We start from the raw sequence: 17,430 nt of genomic DNA, 5'->3' as shown, positions 1-17,430 counted from the left end.
TATCCTCCCTAATTAACCTCTGAATACTTTTTCAACTGCAACATTTCTGTTCTGAGCAACCATCAACGGGCTTCTTAACTCACTCAGTGCGGCGATAGTAGCCTTTACCAAGTTATGAGGATTGGAAGAACCTTTTGACTTAGCCAAAACGTCTGTGATACCTACACTTTCCAATACGGCACGCATAGCACCACCGGCCTTAACACCGGTACCGTGAGATGCCGGTTTGATCAGCACCTGGGCACCACCAAACTTAGCCAACTGTTCGTGAGGAATAGTACCTTTGTGAACAGGAACCTTAATCAGGTTTTTCTTTGCAGCTTCAACACCTTTAGCGATAGCTGTCGTTACTTCACCGGCTTTACCCAAGCCCCAACCTACGATGCCGTCTTCGTTTCCTACTACAACAATAGCAGCAAAACTGAATGTACGTCCACCTTTGGTTACTTTAGTTACGCGGTTGATTGCAACCAAACGGTCCTTCAACTCTATGTCGTTGGTCGACTTAACTCTATTATTAACTCCTGCCATCTTCATTAAAATTTAAGGCCGCCGTTACGTGCAGCATCAGCTAATTCTTTAATTCTCCCGTGATACAGGTAACCGTTACGGTCGAAAACAACAGCCTGTATACCAGCTTCCTGAGCAACTTTAGCGACCTGTTCTCCAACCTTGGCAGCAATCTCCTTTTTCGGAGCCTTAACATCCATTTTCAAAGAGGATGCTGCAGCCAGAGTCTTACCTGTAGTATCATCTATCACCTGTGCATAGATCTGCTTGTTGCTTCTAAACACAGTCAGGCGCGGACGTTCAGGAGTTCCTGAGATCTTACCGCGTACACCTGCTTTTATCTTTAATCTTCTTTCTTCCTTCGTTGTCATGATAATTTCAGTTTACGTAGATTACTTACCTGCTGATTTACCAGACTTTCTGCGAATTTCTTCACCCACGAACTTAATACCTTTACCTTTGTACGGTTCCGGCATTCTGAATGAACGAATCTTAGCACAAATCTGTCCCAGTAATTGTTTATCAGCCGATTCAAGGATAATAAGAGGATTTTTATTTCTCTCTGCCTTTGTTTCAACTTTTACTTCTTTAGGCAACTGCATATAGATATTATGAGTATAACCTAAAGAAAGATCTAACAGCTGACCTGTATTTGTCACACGGTAACCAACACCGACAAGTTCCAGTTCTTTTTTGTATCCTTCTGAACAACCGATCACCATGTTGTTGATCAGCGAACGATACAAACCGTGCAAGGCACGATGGTTCTTTTCGTCTGTCGGACGTGTCAGATGAATGATTCCATCTTCCAAAGTCACATTAATATCAGGATTCACAGCCTGAGTCATTTCGCCTTTGGGACCTTTTACAGTCACTACATTATCCTTAATGGTAACCGTAACACCGGCCGGTACATGAATTGGTAATTTTCCTATTCTTGACATTCTTCTTTCCTCCTAATTAATAAACATAACATAATACTTCACCACCGATCTTGAGATCACGGGCTTCTTTGTCTGTCATCACACCTTTAGAAGTAGAAAGAACGGCAATACCTAAACCATTCAATACTCTCGGCATTTCCTTGTAACCAGTGTACTTACGCAAACCAGGGGTAGAAACTCTCTGGAGTTTCTTGATTGCATTTACTTTGTTTACCAGGTCATACTTCAGGGCAATCTTAATTGTACCCTGAGGACCATCTTCTACAAACTTAAAATTAAGAATGTAGCCCTTGTCGAAAAGGATCTTAGTGATCTCTTTCTTTAAATTTGACGCCGGCACTTCAACAACTCTGTGCTTCGCTTTGATTGCGTTACGCAATCTTGTCAAATAATCTGCAATAGGATCTGTCATATATAAATGAATTAAATTGATCCGGCCACCCGGACAATATTTAAATTAAAAAAACTCTTACCAACTTGCTTTCTTTACACCCGGGATTAAACCATGAGATGCCATTTCACGCAGTTGAATACGAGAAATACCGAACTGGCGTACATAGCCTTTCGGACGACCTGTAATTTTGCAACGATTGTGCAAACGTACAGGAGAAGCATTTTTAGGTAAAGCCTGTAAAGCTTCATAGTCACCTGCTGCTTTCAATTCTGCTCTTTTAGCAGCATATTTAGCTACGAGCTTTACTCTTTTCACCTCACGGGCTTTCATTGATTCCTTTGCCATAACTACTTAGTCTTTTTTTGCATTTTTAAAAGGCAACCCAAATTCTCTCAAGAGAGCATACCCTTCTTCGTCTGTTTTCGCAGAGGTCACAAAGGTAATATTCATTCCCAATATTTTGGTAATATTATCGATATTTATTTCAGGGAAAATGATTTGTTCCTGAATTCCGAGGGTATAATTGCCTCTTCCGTCCAATTTGCTTTCGATTCCCTTGAAGTCACGAATACGTGGAAGAGCTACGCGAACGAGTCTTTCCAAAAATTCGTACATCTGTTCACGACGTAATGTCACCATTACACCGATCGGCATCTTCTTACGCAACTTGAAGTTTGAGATATCCTTCTTTGAAACTGTCGCAACAGCCTTCTGGCCTGTGATTGTAGACAATTCGCTGATGGCGATATCGATAATCTTCTTATCTGCAGCAGCCATACCCAAACCCTGATTGATAACAATCTTCTTCAGTACGGGAACCTGCATAACGGTTTTATAACCGAACTCTTTCGTCAAAGCAGGAACAATTCTGTCCTGATATTCTTTCTTAAGACTGGCAGTATTGCTCATTACTTAATTTCCTCCCCTGATTTTTTAGAATAACGCACTAAAGCACCTTTTTCGTCTAATTTACGACCGATACGTGTCGGCTTACCGGATTTCGGGTCAACAACGTTCAGGTTAGAAATATGAATAGGAGCTTCCTTCTTTTCAATACCTCCTTGAGGATTCTTTGCATTAGGCTTGGTATGCTTTGATACCATATTAATACCTTCTACAATGGCACGGTTGTCTTTTACAAGTACTTCTAAAACACGACCTGTCTTACCTTTGTCTTCGCCGGCATTAACAAAAACTATATCGCCTTTTTTGATATGTAATTTGCTCATTACTTTAAGTTTTACAAAATTAAAGCACTTCAGGTGCAAGTGAAACAATTTTCATGTTTGTTGCACGAAGTTCTCTGGCAACCGGACCGAAGATACGGCTTCCACGAATATCACCACCGGCATTCAACAATACGCAAGCGTTATCATCGAAACGGATGTATGAACCATCCGGGCGGCGGATTTCCTTTTTAGTGCGAACAATGATAGCCTTAGAAACAGCACCCTTCTTCACATCACTTGACGGGATTACACTTTTAATTGCCACTACAATTACATCCCCTACAGAGGCATAACGTTTTCTTGTACCGCCCAAAACACGAATACACAACGCTTCTTTTGCACCACTGTTATCTGCTACTACTAGTCTTGATTCTTGTTGTATCATGTTACTTAGCCCTTTCGATTATTTGAACTAATCTCCATCTTTTTGTTTTGCTCAAAGGACGAGTTTCCATAATCTTTACAGTATCACCGATACCGCATTCATTCTTTTCGTCATGAGCATGATATTTCTTCGTCTTACTAACGAACTTTCCATAAATGGGGTGTTTTTCCTTCCATTTAATAGCAACTGTGATGCTCTTATCCATCTTGTTGCTAGTAACCACGCCCGTTCTTTCTTTTCTTAAATTTCTAGTTTCCATCAGGCTCAATTATTTGTTGTTAAGTTCTCTCTGGCGCAATTCTGTTTTCATGCGCGCAATCATCCTGCGTTGTTGTTTAATCTGAGCAGGGTTTTCACTCGGAGAAATGCTGTGGTTGATCACTTTCTGATCGTAAGCAGCCACTTCAGCATCAATTCTTTCTACTAACTCCTTCGTGCTTAATTCTCTAATTTCTGCAATCTTCATAACAAATTACGCATTTTGATTAGCCATATCATAATCACGTCTCACAACAAACTTTGTTGTTACCGGAAGCTTTTGTGCAGCTAAGCGCAAAGCTTCTTTAGCAATATCAAAAGGAACCCCTTCGATTTCGAAAATCAAACGACCTGGAGTAACAGGCGCAACAAACCCTTCGGGATTACCTTTACCTTTACCCATACGTACTTCAGCAGGCTTCTTTGTAATTGGTTTGTCCGGGAAAATACGAACCCAAACCTGACCTTGACGTTGCATATAACGAGTTACCGCGATACGAGCAGCTTCGATCTGACGACCGGTAATCCATTTATTTTCTAACGCTTTTATACCAAACGAACCGAATGCCAGCTGGTTGCCACGCTGAGCTTCGCCCTTCATGCGACCTTTCTGCTGTCTTCTGAACTTGGTTTTCTTTGGTTGTAACATCTCTTCTTAAATTCTAACGTTTAACGATTAGCTTTCTTTCTCTTGAAGTTCTTATCTCTGCTGCCGCCGGCATTCTCATTTCTGCGACCTGAATCTTTTGAAGCAGCGAATGAAGGAGCAAGATCTCTCTTACCATACACTTCACCACGGCAGATCCAAACCTTAACGCCGATCAAACCAACCTTCGTCAACGCTTCAGCCAAAGCATAATCAATATCAGCTCTGAATGTGTGCAACGGAGTTCTTCCTTCTTTATACATTTCTGAACGAGCCATTTCAGCGCCGTTCAAACGACCAGAGACTTGCACTTTAATACCTTCGGCACCCATTCTCATGGTAGAGGCGATAGCCATCTTGATAGCACGACGGTAAGCAATTTTTCCTTCAAGCTGACGAGCAATATTGTTTGCAACGATTACAGCGTCCAATTCGGGTCTTTTTACCTCAAAGATGTTGATCTGAACTTCTTTGTCGGTAATTTTCTTCAACTCTTCTTTCAACTTATCAACTTCCTGACCACCTTTACCGATGATGATACCCGGACGTGATGTGCAAACTGTGATTGTAATCAACTTCAGCGTACGTTCAATAACGACGCGAGATACACTAGCCTTAGCAAGACGAGCATTCAGATATTTACGGATTTTGCTATCTTCCAGCAAAGTGTCTCCGTATTTCTTGCCGCCATACCAATTGGAATCCCAACCACGGATGATTCCCAAACGATTACTAACCGGATTAACTTTTTGTCCCATCTACAAATTAATTTTGACTATCGTTTTTACTAAGTGTATCAACAAACAGAGTTACATGGTTCGAACGTTTACGAATTCTGTATCCTCTTCCCTGAGGAGCCGGACGCATTCTCTTCAATGTAGTAGCGCAATCTACGCTGATTGAAGATACGCACAACTCTCCAGCTTCTGCTTTACGTTCATTTTTCTGTTCCCAATTGGCAATAGCTGAACGAAGCAATTTTTCTACTCTTGCTGCAGCTTCCTTGTTAGAAAACTTCAAAACACCAAGTGCACGGAATACTTCCATTCCGCGGATCATGTCTACAACGAGACGCATCTTGCGGGGAGAAGTCGGCACGTTCCGCAATTTTGCGAAATACATGGTCTTCTGAGCTTCTTTTCTTGCTTCAGCTGATATTCTTTTTCTAGCACCCATTTTATTGATTCTTTTTATTTTCAGATTCCTGAATTCCTGTTACTACCGATTATTTTTTCTTGTTACCGGCGTGACCACGGAACGTACGAGTAGGAGAAAACTCTCCCAGTTTATGACCTACCATGTTCTCGGTTACAAAAACAGGAATAAATTTATTTCCATTATGAACTGCAATAGTATGGCCTACAAAGTCAGGCGAAATCATTGAAGCTCTTGCCCACGTCTTAACGACAGCCTTCTTTCCAGACTCATTCATTGTCAGGACTTTCTTTTCAAGCTTAACATTAATATACGGGCCTTTTTTTAGCGAACGACTCATAGTTTACTTAATTAATCAGATTATTTCTTTCTTCTTTCAATAATATATTTTGAAGAATGCTTCTTCGGAGCTCTTGTCTTCAAGCCCTTAGCATATAAGCCATTGCGAGATCTAGGATGACCTCCGGAAGCACGACCTTCACCACCACCCATCGGGTGATCAACCGGGTTCATTACAACACCACGGTTGTGAGGACGACGACCTAACCATCTAGAGCGACCGGCTTTACCTGATTTTTCAAGACCATGGTCTGAATTACCTACACTACCTACTGTAGCCTTACAAGCAGCAAGAATCTTTCTGGTTTCGCCAGAAGGCATCTTAATAATTGCATAATCGCCTTCTTTCGAAGTCAACTGAGCAAAAGCACCGGCAGAACGTACCAACTTAGCACCCTGTCCCGGACGAAGCTCAATGTTGTGAATAATAGTACCAACGGGAATATTTGCCATAGGCAAAGTATTACCTACCTCAGGAGCGGCTTCGCTACCTGAAACCACTGTCTGGCCAACTTCCAATCCGTTCGGAGCGATGATATAGCTCTTTGCTCCGTCTGCGTAATACAACAGTGCGATACGAGATGTACGGTTAGGATCATACTCGATAGACTTGACTGTTGCAGGAATGCCATCTTTGTTTCTCTTGAAATCGATAAATCTGTACTTCTGTTTGTGACCACCACCAAGATAACGCATTGTCATCTTACCAGTGTTGTTACGACCACCTGTACTCTTCTTACCTACTACAAGAGACTTTTCTGGTGTACTTGCAGTGATTTTATCAAATGCACCAATAACTTTGTGTCTCTGCCCCGGTGTTGTGGGCTTTAATTTACGTATTCCCATTTCTTTTTTTAGATATTACTAAAGAAATCAATTGTTTCTCCTTCTTTCAACGTTACGATAGCCTTCTTAAAAGCTGATTGTTTACCATTGATAATACCAGATTTAGTATAACGACTTTTCTGTTTTCCAGAGTAGTTGATGGTGTTAACATCAACTACTGTAACATTATACATATCCTCAATGGCTTTTTTAATCTCTAACTTGTTGGCATCAGGAGAAACACGAAAACCATAGCGATTATCCATTTTTTCTGTAATCGCCGTTTGCTTCTCAGTTACTATAGGTTTAATAATAATTCCCATTTTTCTACTCCTTATGCGTTAAACAGTTTTTCAATAACAGCTACAGAACTTTCAGTCAATACCACATTTGCAGCATTTAACACTCCATATGTGTTTAATTCAGAAGCTGTTATAACATTTGCCTTCTCTAAATTTCTGGCCGACAAATATACGAAATTATTTTTCTCTGATAAAACCAAAAGTAACTTTCCGTCAGCCACTTTCAGATTCTTAGCAATTGTTACGAATTCTTTAGTCTTAGGAGCTTCCAGAGCGAAATCTTCTACTACTACGATTGCGTTATTCTTTGCTTTATAAGTCAAAGCTGATTTACGAGCCAGACCTTTTACCTTTTTGTTCAATTTGAACTCATAATCTCTCGGTTTCGGACCGAATACACGGCCACCACCTACCAATACCGGAGAGTTGATGTCACCACGACGAGCTCCACCACCACCCTTCTGGCGGATCAATTTACGAGTACTACCAGAAACTTCACTTCTTTCTTTTGATTTGTGAGTTCCCTGACGCTGATTAGCCAAATACTGTTTTACATCCAAGTAAATAGCATGATCATTGGGTTCAATGCCAAAGATAGCATCGTTCAATGTTACCTTTCTTCCGGTATCTTCACCTTTAATATTTAATACGCTCAGTTCCATTATTTTTCAATTAATAAGATTGAACCTTTTGCTCCTGGAACAGATCCTTTAACCAATAAAAGATTGTGTTCCGGCATCACCTTGATCACTTGCAGGTTCTGAACAGTTACACGTTCATTACCCATTTGGCCGGCCATACGCATACCTTTGAATACCTTTGCAGGGTAAGAACAAGCACCGATACCACCGGGAGCACGCAAACGGTTATGCTGACCGTGAGTAGTCTGACCTACACCACCGAAACCATGACGCTTTACTACACCCTGAAAACCTTTACCTTTTGATGTACCTACTACATCAACGAAACCTGCATCTTCCAAATAATCTACAGTGATTACATCACCGAGCTTATATTCGGTTTCAAAATTCTTGAACTCGGCCAAGTATCTCTTGGGAGTTACACCAGCCTTTTTGAAGTGGCCCATTTCCGGCTGTGTGGTGTGTTTCTCTTTTTTCTCTTCGAAACCCAACTGTACAGCTTCATAGCCATCTTTTTCCAAGGTCTTAATCTGTGTAACTACACAAGGACCCACTTCGATAACAGTGCATGGAAGATTTTTTCCCTCGGCACTGAAAACGGATGTCATTCCGATTTTTTTTCCTAATAATCCTGGCATTTCACTAATTTGTTAATAAACTTACACTTTAATTTCTACTTCAACACCACTGGGCAATTCCAGCTTCATCAATGCGTCAACTGTTTTTGCAGTCGAGCTGTAGATGTCGATTAATCTCTTATAAGAAGAGAGTTCGAACTGCTCACGAGACTTTTTGTTAACGAAAGTCGAGCGGTTCACAGTAAAGATACGCTTGTGCGTAGGCAGAGGTATCGGGCCGCTAACAACAGCACCGGTAGCCTTGACCGTCTTTACGATCTTCTCTGCAGACTTGTCTACCAGAGAATAATCGTAAGACTTTAATTTAATTCTGATCTTTTGGCTCATATCTATATATATGTTTCTAAATTATTTGATCAAATCAGCACGACCCTGTACTTCTGTCAATACCTGCTTAGCGATAGAAGAAGATACCTGAGCATAATGTGAGAACTGCATTGAAGAAGTTGCACGACCTGAAGTGATAGTACGCAAAGCCGTTACATAACCGAATGTTTCAGCCAGAGGAACTTTAGCTTTTACGATACGAGCACCCGTACGGCTTGTTTCCATGCCTTCAACTTGTCCACGACGTTTGTTCAAGTCGCCGATTACATCACCCATGCTTTCTTCCGGAGTAACAACTTCCATCTGCATAATCGGTTCCATCAAAGCAGGACCTGCCTTTTCGGAAGCGCTCTTGAATGCCTGGATCGCACAAATTTCGAAAGACAACTGGTCAGAGTCAACCGGGTGGAATGAACCATCGATCAATGTTACTTTCAATTTATCCAACGGATAACCGGCAAGGATACCGTTCTTCATTGCTTTTTCGAAACCTTTCTGAACAGAAGGGATGAATTCCTTCGGAATGTTACCACCCTTCACTTCATCGATGAACTGCAGAGTACCTTCGAAGCTTTCATCAGCCGGTTCGATACGAACGATGATATCAGCAAACTTACCACGACCACCAGACTGTTTCTTGTAAACTTCACGAAGTTCAACGGATTTAGTGATAGCTTCCTTGTAAGTAACCTGAGGTTTACCCTGATTACATTCAACCTTGAATTCACGACGCAGACGGTCAACGATGATATCCAAGTGAAGCTCACCCATACCGCTAATTACAGTCTGACCTGTTTCTTCGTTAGTCTGTACACGGAACGTCGGGTCTTCTTCAGCCAGCTTAGCCAATCCCATACCCAACTTATCCAAGTCTTTCTGAGTCTTAGGCTCTACTGCGATACCGATAACCGGATCGGGGAAGTCCATCGATTCCAATGTGATCGGATTATTTTCGTCACACAACGTATCACCAGTACGGATATCTTTGAAACCAACACCAGCACCAATATCACCACAACCGATAGCTTCCATCGGATTCTGCTTGTTTGAGTGCATCTGGAACAGACGAGAGATACGTTCTTTCTTACCAGAGCGTGTGTTGTAAACATAAGAACCTGCCGTTAAAGAACCAGCATATACACGGAAGAAACACAGACGGCCTACATACGGGTCTGTTGCGATCTTAAACGCTAAAGCTGTCAACGGTTCTTCGAACAACGGTTTACGGATAACAACCTTTTCAGGATCGCTGGGATCCGTACCTTCGATAGCCGGAGTATCTTCAGGTGAAGGCAAGAATGCACAAACTGCATCCAGCAAAGTCTGAACCCCTTTGTTCTTGAAAGAAGAACCACAAGTCATCGGGTTGATCTGCATAGCCAAAGTACCCTTACGGATAGCGGTGTTGATTTCTTCTTCTGTGATAGTCGAAGGATCATCGAAGTATTTCTCCATGATCGCATCATCGCATTCAGCCAAAGCTTCAAGCATCTTATCGCGCCATTCTTCAGCTTCAGCCTGCAAATCTGCCGGAATTTCTTCTACACTATATTCAGCACCCATTGATTCGTCGTGCCAGAAAATAGCCTTCATCTTAATCAAGTCTACTACACCCTTGAAAGTTTCTTCAGCACCGATAGGGATCTGGATAGGACACGGATGAGCACCCAGGATATCCTTCATCTGGCGGATAACTTCGTAGTAGTTCGCACCCGAACGGTCCATCTTATTTACATAACCGATACGAGGTACATTATATTTGTCAGCCTGACGCCATACAGTTTCAGACTGAGGTTCTACACCACCTACAGCACAGAAAGTAGCAACGGCACCGTCCAGTACGCGAAGAGAACGCTCTACTTCTACTGTAAAGTCAACGTGTCCCGGAGTGTCAATCAAATTGATCTTATATTTGTTACCCAAATAGTTCCAGAAAGTAGTCGTTGCAGCAGATGTGATTGTAATACCGCGTTCCTGCTCCTGGGCCATCCAGTCCATAGTAGCAGTACCATCATGCGTTTCACCGATCTTATGGGTCAGACCTGTGTAAAACAAGATACGTTCGGAAGTAGTTGTTTTACCAGCATCGATGTGAGCCATGATACCGATGTTTCTTGTAAACATTAATTGTTTATCGTTTGCCATATTCTTTCTTAGCCTTTATAATTAAAATCTGAAGTGAGCGAATGCACGGTTAGCTTCAGCCATACGGTGCATATCTTCTTTTCTTTTGAATGCTCCACCCTGGTTGTTGAAAGCATCTACAATCTCTGCAGACAGCTTGTCAGCCATAGTCTTACCACCTCTCTTACGTGAGAAGATGATCAGGTTCTTCATAGAAATTGATTCTTTGCGATCGGGGCGGATTTCAGTAGGTACCTGGAAAGTAGCACCACCAACACGGCGGGATTTCACTTCGACTTGAGGAGTAATATTGTCGAGTGCAGCTTTCCAAATTTCGAGAGCGGACTTTTCTTCGTTAGGCAATTTGGCCTTAACTGTTTCCAAAGCGGAATAGAAAATTTCGAAGGCAGTATTTTTCTTGCCATCATACATCAAATGGTTAACGAATCTCGTAACCTTAACATCACCGAAAACAGGATCCGGGAGGATCTGTCTTTTCTTTGGTTTTGCTTTTCTCATTTTGTTTTCAAAAATTTCGTTTTTGTTTCTTGGTTGCCTTTAATGCGTCTTCAACGGTTCCGCTGAACCATTTACTCAACCTAATAGCCTATCCAAATAACTCAAACCAGCTTTAATACTTAAATTTAAATTCTCAGTTTGAAGGGATGTAACTAATTACTTCTTCTTTCCTTTAGCTGCAGCAGCTGCCTGTCCCGGTTTCGGGCGTTTAGCGCCGTATTTGGAACGTCTCTGAGTACGTCCGTTTACGCCAGCTGTATCCAAGGTTCCACGTACAATGTGATAACGTACACCAGGAAGGTCCTTCACACGACCACCGCGAACCAATACGATCGAGTGTTCCTGCAAGTTGTGTCCTTCTCCCGGAATGTAAGAGTTTACTTCTTTTCCATTTGTCAAACGAACTCTCGCTACTTTACGCATTGCAGAGTTAGGCTTCTTCGGAGTTGTCGTGTAAACACGTACGCAAACGCCACGTCTCTGCGGACATGAATCCAATGCGGGTGATTTACCCTTTTCCACCAAAGTTTCCCTTCCTTTTCTAACTAATTGCTGAATTGTAGGCATTTCTTTTCTTTTTTAAACTTTGAATGTGTTATTATTATAATTATCTATTTCTTTATTTTGAGCTGCAAAGGTACACATTATTTTCGGACTATCAACAAGTTGCGCTTCCTTTTTTCGCACACTTCACGCTAAAACGCTGCAAAGGTACGCATTTGTTCTCGTTCCACAAGACGAATCTTTTACCCATTTACACATAATTAACAATTATTTTTCCATTAGACCGAATGAAGAGATGACTTGGACTCCCGGTCACAAAAAATCCGGCAGGCATCGGATAGAAAATCGATGCTTGTCGGATGAAGGTTCGATGCTTGTCGGATCGTAGACAAACTACAATCCGTTTATGCATTCCTAAATACAGGTCTTGTTATCTGAAACGTTTTTCCAACTCTTCGTCTGTCAGTTTGGAGATAATAATTTTTCCATCGGGCGTCAGATTCGATTCCTGACAGGAAAAAAGAGAAGCGAGCAAGTTATCCATTTCTTCACCGGAAAGAATTTTCCCCGGACGGATAGCAGCCGCTTTGGCCAGGGAGAGTGCCAACGAATCACATATTTCTTCATGCACTTCACAACCGGTCTCGATCGCACGGTCCACCATATTGCGGATCAAAGTCACCGGATCGAGATTCTCCACTCCGGCAGGAAGGCCATTAATAGCATAACTGTTATTCCCCAGGTTCGTCAGATCGATACCGATAAACCGCATATCTTCGAGCAGAGCGGGCAGCACAGCCGCTTCACCGGCAGTAAACTCGACGATTTCAGGAAAAAGGACTTGCTGAGAAGCTCCTTTCTGCTGTCGTATATTCGTAATATACTGGTCGAAAAGGATACGAACGTGCGCACGATGCTGATCGATCAGGGCCAAACCTGATTTTAAAGATGTAATAATATATCTTCCTTTATATTGATAACACGGATTAGACACGTCATTAAACAAGCCGACCGAATCATCCTGGACGCTAATCTCATCCGCATCGGCAACCGCCTCAGCAACATCCGTTACGAACGGCGTTCCGGCCAGATCTTGATCCTGTTGTATAGCGGAACGATCTTCCTCAAAATCGTTATAAAGTTTGGACCAATCGAATTCCGGTTTCTTATAAGAAGAAGTCTCAAAGGGATTATATCCGGAATCCACCTGTACCCGGGGAGCTTTATAGGAAGGCGCTTCCTTCACCGGATTATACACCGGAATATCGATAGCATCCTCCACATCGAAATCGATAGTTGGGATAGCGCTGGATTTAGCAAGCGCTTCGCGGGCAGCCGCCATCAATATTTGCCAGATCGGCTGCTCGTTTTCAAACTTGATCTCCGTCTTGGTCGGATGAATATTGACATCGATCGTTGCCGGATCGAGTGTGAAATAGATAAAATAGTTCGGTTGTTCGCCTGCCGGGATCAATTGTTCGTAGGCTTGCATGACCGCTTTATGAAAATAAGGATGCTTCATGAAACGTCCGTTCACAAAGAAATACTGCAAGGCTCCCCGCTTCTTGGCCGAATCGGGACGGCCCACGAAACCGGAGATCGTCACCAGCGAACTCTGTGCATCCACAGAAAGAAGTTTCTGGTTCAGCGTTTTGCCATATACATTAATAATACGTTGCCGGAGGCCGGATTCGGGCAGGTTGAATATCTCCGTATCATTGTGATAAAGTGATAAAGCGACCTGCGGGTTAACCAGGGCAATCCGTTCGAACTCATTGATGATATTCCTGAATTCCGTCTCGTTCGACTTCAGGAACTTCCGACGGGCCGGGACGTTAAAGAAAAGATTCTTAACAGAAAAAATACTACCCTCGGTGCAAGCATCCGGTTCGACGGTTTCTATATCAGAACCCGAAAAAACAAGATGCGTCCCCAACTCGGCCCCCTTCAGGCGAGTCCGAAGCTCCACCTGCGAGACCGCCACTATCGAAGCAAGCGCCTCGCCGCGAAATCCCATCGTATGGAGGGAGAAAAGATCATCGGCTGTTGCTATCTTAGAGGTCGCATGCCGCTCGAAAGCCATGCGTGCATCCGTTTCGGACATACCTTTCCCGTCATCGGCCACCTGGACCAATGTACGACCGGCATCCTTGATATTCACCTGAATATGTCCGGCTCCGGCATCAACCGCATTTTCCACCAGTTCCTTAACGACAGAGGCAGGACGCTGGATCACCTCGCCTGCCGCTATCTGATTGGCGATACTGTCAGGAAGTAAATGAATTATATCACTCATTACATGAACAAATACCAGAATATTCCGGCTAAAATAGCCGCAGCCAATAACAACTTCATATTCTTATAGGTACGACTACGGGAATCATGTCCGTTGTCGCGGCTCCTTTTCAGATGGGAAGTTCCTTCGACAAAACTGCCTTTGATCTCGGCTTTGTAATCATCGACCGTCAGTTCTTCTTCCATCCCCATCTCCCGCTTTACCTTGCGTATACGGTCTTCCATCGCCTCTTTATGGGGGTCCCAGTAAATAGGCTTGTGATCGAACTGGCGAGGTTTCCGCACATTATAAAATGAGAATAATGCCATAGTCTATGTATTGTTAGAAAATTCTGTGCTAATGTACAAATTTATTGCTTCGCTTCGGCGATTCCGCCGCTTTTCTTTTCACCACCTGGTAGATATCATCCTTGTCCTTCGGACGCAGATAGTCGAACCAATAGAAATCTTTCAACATCTTTTGGTCGGGTTTCAGGTCCGGAATCGGTGTCATGCTGCCGACCGGACTGGGCCAGATTTTCAGTTTATCCAGTTTGTTGTCTTTCACCCAGATCGTCAGGAACCCGCTCTTAGTCTCATTCATCCCGACTTTTGCCCCATCTTTTTCCAACGGGTAAAAAATGGATTCGGCATTTCCCGCCACGTCGATCTGGTGAACAGCCTGCCCTTCGAAATAGGCTTTCAGATCGTTCCCCTTCAACTGGTTATAATAACTCGAATCGACATGCTGGGCTGCAAAAGCGAACTGGATCACATGGGCGTATTCGATCGTGCTGTCGTTCATATAGATGGCGATCGTATCGCCGTACAACTGATATTGCTCGTTCCAGATGACCGGCTCCGTGTACATATATAATACGGAGTCACGCGTGTTGAACTGCATCGAATCGCACACCCCTTGCATATCGGTCCGGTAAAAACGTACGCCGTAATAAGCCTTGATCTCCCGGAAAGTGGAATCGACCGTCACCATCTGCAACGTATCGGCATGCAGGAACAGCGTGTCTCCCTGCGAATATTCGAGGAAGCGGGCGCTATCGGTTGCAAAAGCATATCCGGTCTGTTCGTTATAATAGCCGTATTCGCCTTGCAGCGTCACGTGCTGTGCCGTGTCAATCAGACTCATATTTCCATAGACTTCTCCCATGCCCGTATCCCGGTTATAGAAGATGGAGTCGCCAATCAGGATTTTATCACCCGATTCAACCTGCGACCTGTCAAGCAAAAGTGAAGTATTATTCGCCGTATCATACCATCCTCTGGATGTATGGACCGTACCACTGTCCGAGACAATCACAGACGGCCCCAGGATCGTGGCGATCTTGGACTCCGTATCATAATGCAGGGTATCGGAATATAAAGTAAAGTCGGGGTTTTCAAGCTGGACGCTGTCATTGAACACAGCCAGCTTCGTCCCAGGGGAATATTGCCCGTAGAAAGAGGAAAGTTGATTCAGCGAATCTACGATCAGGCCCCCTTCAAAATAGTACCCAATATTCGGAATACGCTCATAATTGAGGCTATCCGTAAAGAGCGTCACCTGGCCGTTTTCCATCCGGACATTCTCACGCAAATAAGCCACCTGCGTATTTCCGTCATAAAAAAGATAATCTCCGTACACAAACAAGGTGTCTCCCTGCTCCATCCGGACATTACTGAATGCTTCAAGCGAATTGGTCTGCTCAAAGAAATAAGCACTGTCGCAGTACATATATGAACTGTCATGCCGGAAACAGACATCGCCGCTCAGGATTTGCGCATCCGGCCTCACAGCCTTATCGAACGACAATGTATTGGTATGTATCAAATAGACCTGAGTCTTTTTGACCGGGACAGTATCTGTCCCGACCAGCATACTATCGGCCGCCACCAAGCTATCCGCTGGGGCTATCGTTACGTCCTGTGCGGAAATAACAGTCGTATCCATGCGGGTGATGCTATCCTGGGCCTGTGCAAAAGCACAGACCGCCAACAGAAAAAACAGACCTGTGAAAACAAACTTACTTACAGTCCTCATTCTTTAATCCAGCCGGGATACTGGAAGTCACAATTACGCCAGCCGTCGCTAATACGCACGTATGTGCTTTTCTGCTTCTTAATGATCCAGTCATGCAGCAATTCTTCGCGCTTCCGGGATTCGACGATCGACTTCAAAGCCTGATAGTCATCCGATATATTTGCCTTATGCTGGTCCACTCTGGCTTTCAGTTTTACAATAGCAACCACTTCTTTCTGCTTGTCGTTGATCATCGTGAAAGGTTTGGAGATGTCGCCCACCTGCATCGTATAAACGATCTTACCGATTTCCTGCGGCAGTTCGGACATTCCGAATTTCGGAGTGCTATGGTTGTCACTCTCGAAATTCTGGTTCACCATCAAACCTTTGTTATTTCTCGTATCCTTGTCGGCAGAGATAAAAGTCGCCGCTTCTTCAAATGTAAACTTCTTTGCCGTCAAGTCATTATACAAGGAATCCATACGTGTCATACACTCGTTCAACTCCTTGTCCGAAACTTTCGGCTTCAACAGGATATGGCGGCAGTTGATACGGTCGCCACGCTTTTCGATCAACTGGATGATATGATAACCATATTCGGTCTGCACGATCTGTGAAATCTTCTTCGGATCTTTCAGGTTGAAAGCGACGTTGGCAAACTCAGGCAACAAACTTGTCTTACCCAAGAATCCCAGTTCACCGCCTCTTTTGGCAGATTCCGGATCTTCCGAATACAGACGGGCAACGGTTGAAAATTCCATCTTCCCGTTGTTGATATCATCCGTGTACTGGCGAAGGCGCGCTTTGATAGCATCCGTTTCTTCAAACGGGATCTTCGGCTCCATCGTGATGATCTGCACTTCCACGGTTGTCGGGATATTAGGCAGACTGTCTTTAGACAACTGGCTGTAATATTTACGCACTTCGGAAGGCGTCAGCTTGATCTCACCGACCAGCTGCCGCTGCATTTGCTGCACCGTCTGCTGCTCCATGATCATTTCCTTACGCTCATCTTTAATCTGGGAAATCTTTTTACCGAAATATTCCTCCAGCTTTTCTTTCGATCCAGCCTGGTTTATAACATAGTTAATCCAACGATCCGTTTCCTGGATCACCTGGCTTTCGCTAACTTCCACACTATCGATCTTCGCCTGGTTCAGATATAGCTTCTGTATCGCCATCTGTTCCGGGAGCACGCAATAAGGATCACCCTCAAGACGCTGTCCTTCGTTTTGCAGATACAAACGCTGGCTCTCGATGTCCGAACGCAAAATCGCATCATCTCCTACCACCCACACAATCTCATCAATCACATTATCCTGTGCAGAAACCACACAAGATAAACAGGCAAGAATGAATACTGTTAAAATCTTTTTCATCATGTACTTCTCTATAAGCT

The 17,430-nt window shown here is 43.5% G+C and carries 26 protein-coding genes; all 26 read right to left on the bottom strand.

Annotation, left to right across the window (positions count from 1 at the left end):
• Positions 1–12: 12 nt before the first annotated feature.
• The gene (rpsE, locus tag ACPYIV_RS19860; RefSeq protein WP_293739533.1) at positions 13–531 is read right to left on the bottom strand and encodes a 30S ribosomal protein S5; all 519 of its coding nucleotides are present in this window, start codon (positions 529–531) and stop codon (positions 13–15) included.
• A 5-nt stretch (positions 532–536) separates the two neighbouring features.
• Positions 537–881 carry a 50S ribosomal protein L18 gene (gene rplR / locus ACPYIV_RS19855; RefSeq protein ID WP_293739534.1) on the bottom strand — a complete coding sequence of 115 codons (345 nt, stop codon included), beginning with the start codon at positions 879–881 and terminating at the stop codon, positions 537–539.
• Between the two features lie 21 nt (positions 882–902).
• Positions 903–1,454 (bottom strand): 50S ribosomal protein L6, encoded by a 552-nt coding sequence (rplF, locus tag ACPYIV_RS19850; protein WP_008149927.1) that lies wholly within the window; start codon positions 1,452–1,454, stop codon positions 903–905.
• Between the two features lie 16 nt (positions 1,455–1,470).
• Complete coding sequence (gene rpsH / locus ACPYIV_RS19845) at positions 1,471–1,866, bottom strand: 30S ribosomal protein S8 (RefSeq protein ID WP_293739535.1); 396 nt, start codon at positions 1,864–1,866, stop codon at positions 1,471–1,473.
• A gap of 57 nt (positions 1,867–1,923) precedes the next feature.
• The gene (gene rpsN, locus ACPYIV_RS19840; protein WP_425884759.1) at positions 1,924–2,193 is read right to left on the bottom strand and encodes a 30S ribosomal protein S14; all 270 of its coding nucleotides are present in this window, start codon (positions 2,191–2,193) and stop codon (positions 1,924–1,926) included.
• A gap of 6 nt (positions 2,194–2,199) precedes the next feature.
• Complete coding sequence (rplE, locus tag ACPYIV_RS19835; RefSeq protein WP_008149932.1) at positions 2,200–2,757, bottom strand: 50S ribosomal protein L5; 558 nt, start codon at positions 2,755–2,757, stop codon at positions 2,200–2,202.
• Complete coding sequence (gene rplX, locus ACPYIV_RS19830; RefSeq protein ID WP_005634752.1) at positions 2,757–3,077, bottom strand: 50S ribosomal protein L24; 321 nt, start codon at positions 3,075–3,077, stop codon at positions 2,757–2,759. The genes rplE and rplX overlap by 1 nt, the downstream gene beginning before the upstream one ends.
• 19 nt (positions 3,078–3,096) lie before the next feature.
• Positions 3,097–3,462, bottom strand: a complete 366-nt coding sequence (gene rplN / locus ACPYIV_RS19825; RefSeq protein ID WP_293739536.1) for a 50S ribosomal protein L14 — start codon at positions 3,460–3,462, stop codon at positions 3,097–3,099.
• 1 nt (position 3,463) lies between these two features.
• Complete coding sequence (rpsQ, locus tag ACPYIV_RS19820) at positions 3,464–3,721, bottom strand: 30S ribosomal protein S17 (RefSeq protein ID WP_115497989.1); 258 nt, start codon at positions 3,719–3,721, stop codon at positions 3,464–3,466.
• 9 nt (positions 3,722–3,730) lie between these two features.
• Positions 3,731–3,928, bottom strand: coding sequence for a 50S ribosomal protein L29 (gene rpmC, locus ACPYIV_RS19815; RefSeq protein ID WP_008149945.1), 198 nt, complete (start codon positions 3,926–3,928; stop codon positions 3,731–3,733).
• A gap of 6 nt (positions 3,929–3,934) precedes the next feature.
• Positions 3,935–4,369: a 50S ribosomal protein L16 gene (gene rplP / locus ACPYIV_RS19810; protein WP_005634742.1), complete on the bottom strand. Its 435-nt coding sequence runs from the start codon at positions 4,367–4,369 to the stop codon at positions 3,935–3,937.
• A gap of 20 nt (positions 4,370–4,389) precedes the next feature.
• Positions 4,390–5,124, bottom strand: coding sequence for a 30S ribosomal protein S3 (rpsC, locus tag ACPYIV_RS19805; RefSeq protein WP_005634741.1), 735 nt, complete (start codon positions 5,122–5,124; stop codon positions 4,390–4,392).
• A gap of 7 nt (positions 5,125–5,131) precedes the next feature.
• A complete protein-coding gene (gene rplV / locus ACPYIV_RS19800) occupies positions 5,132–5,542 on the bottom strand; it encodes a 50S ribosomal protein L22 (protein ID WP_005634739.1) in 411 nt (136 codons plus the stop codon).
• Between the two features lie 49 nt (positions 5,543–5,591).
• Positions 5,592–5,861: a 30S ribosomal protein S19 gene (rpsS, locus tag ACPYIV_RS19795; RefSeq protein WP_122357134.1), complete on the bottom strand. Its 270-nt coding sequence runs from the start codon at positions 5,859–5,861 to the stop codon at positions 5,592–5,594.
• 20 nt (positions 5,862–5,881) lie between these two features.
• Complete coding sequence (gene rplB, locus ACPYIV_RS19790) at positions 5,882–6,706, bottom strand: 50S ribosomal protein L2 (RefSeq protein WP_005634735.1); 825 nt, start codon at positions 6,704–6,706, stop codon at positions 5,882–5,884.
• Between the two features lie 8 nt (positions 6,707–6,714).
• On the bottom strand, positions 6,715–7,008 hold the full coding sequence (gene rplW / locus ACPYIV_RS19785; protein WP_186930212.1) for a 50S ribosomal protein L23: 294 nt from the start codon (positions 7,006–7,008) through the stop codon (positions 6,715–6,717).
• Between the two features lie 11 nt (positions 7,009–7,019).
• Complete coding sequence (rplD, locus tag ACPYIV_RS19780; RefSeq protein WP_293733233.1) at positions 7,020–7,649, bottom strand: 50S ribosomal protein L4; 630 nt, start codon at positions 7,647–7,649, stop codon at positions 7,020–7,022.
• Entirely contained in the window at positions 7,649–8,266 is a 618-nt protein-coding gene (rplC, locus tag ACPYIV_RS19775; protein ID WP_005634730.1) for a 50S ribosomal protein L3, read from the bottom strand. Before rplC ends, rplD begins: the two co-directional genes overlap by 1 nt.
• 21 nt (positions 8,267–8,287) lie before the next feature.
• Positions 8,288–8,593 (bottom strand): 30S ribosomal protein S10, encoded by a 306-nt coding sequence (rpsJ, locus tag ACPYIV_RS19770; protein ID WP_005634728.1) that lies wholly within the window; start codon positions 8,591–8,593, stop codon positions 8,288–8,290.
• Between the two features lie 21 nt (positions 8,594–8,614).
• Positions 8,615–10,738, bottom strand: a complete 2,124-nt coding sequence (gene fusA / locus ACPYIV_RS19765; protein WP_301704188.1) for an elongation factor G — start codon at positions 10,736–10,738, stop codon at positions 8,615–8,617.
• A gap of 21 nt (positions 10,739–10,759) precedes the next feature.
• Entirely contained in the window at positions 10,760–11,236 is a 477-nt protein-coding gene (gene rpsG / locus ACPYIV_RS19760; RefSeq protein WP_008149961.1) for a 30S ribosomal protein S7, read from the bottom strand.
• 156 nt (positions 11,237–11,392) lie between these two features.
• Positions 11,393–11,803, bottom strand: a complete 411-nt coding sequence (gene rpsL / locus ACPYIV_RS19755; protein WP_005634721.1) for a 30S ribosomal protein S12 — start codon at positions 11,801–11,803, stop codon at positions 11,393–11,395.
• Between the two features lie 367 nt (positions 11,804–12,170).
• A complete protein-coding gene (gene mutL, locus ACPYIV_RS19750) occupies positions 12,171–14,036 on the bottom strand; it encodes a DNA mismatch repair endonuclease MutL (RefSeq protein WP_293733235.1) in 1,866 nt (621 codons plus the stop codon).
• Positions 14,036–14,344, bottom strand: a complete 309-nt coding sequence (locus ACPYIV_RS19745; protein WP_293733236.1) for a hypothetical protein — start codon at positions 14,342–14,344, stop codon at positions 14,036–14,038. The genes mutL and ACPYIV_RS19745 overlap by 1 nt, the downstream gene beginning before the upstream one ends.
• 28 nt (positions 14,345–14,372) lie before the next feature.
• On the bottom strand, positions 14,373–16,052 hold the full coding sequence (locus tag ACPYIV_RS19740) for an OstA-like protein (protein ID WP_293733237.1): 1,680 nt from the start codon (positions 16,050–16,052) through the stop codon (positions 14,373–14,375).
• Positions 16,049–17,413, bottom strand: a complete 1,365-nt coding sequence (locus ACPYIV_RS19735; RefSeq protein ID WP_293733238.1) for a peptidylprolyl isomerase — start codon at positions 17,411–17,413, stop codon at positions 16,049–16,051. Before ACPYIV_RS19735 ends, ACPYIV_RS19740 begins: the two co-directional genes overlap by 4 nt.
• Between the last annotated feature and the right edge of the window lie 17 nt (positions 17,414–17,430).

Source organism: Parabacteroides vesiculifaciens, assembly GCF_049860805.1.
In the GTDB taxonomy this organism is placed as follows: Bacteria; Bacteroidota; Bacteroidia; order Bacteroidales; family Tannerellaceae; genus Parabacteroides.
Note: the sequence above shows the minus strand (reverse complement) of the source record. Positions and strands in the feature narration are given on the sequence as shown.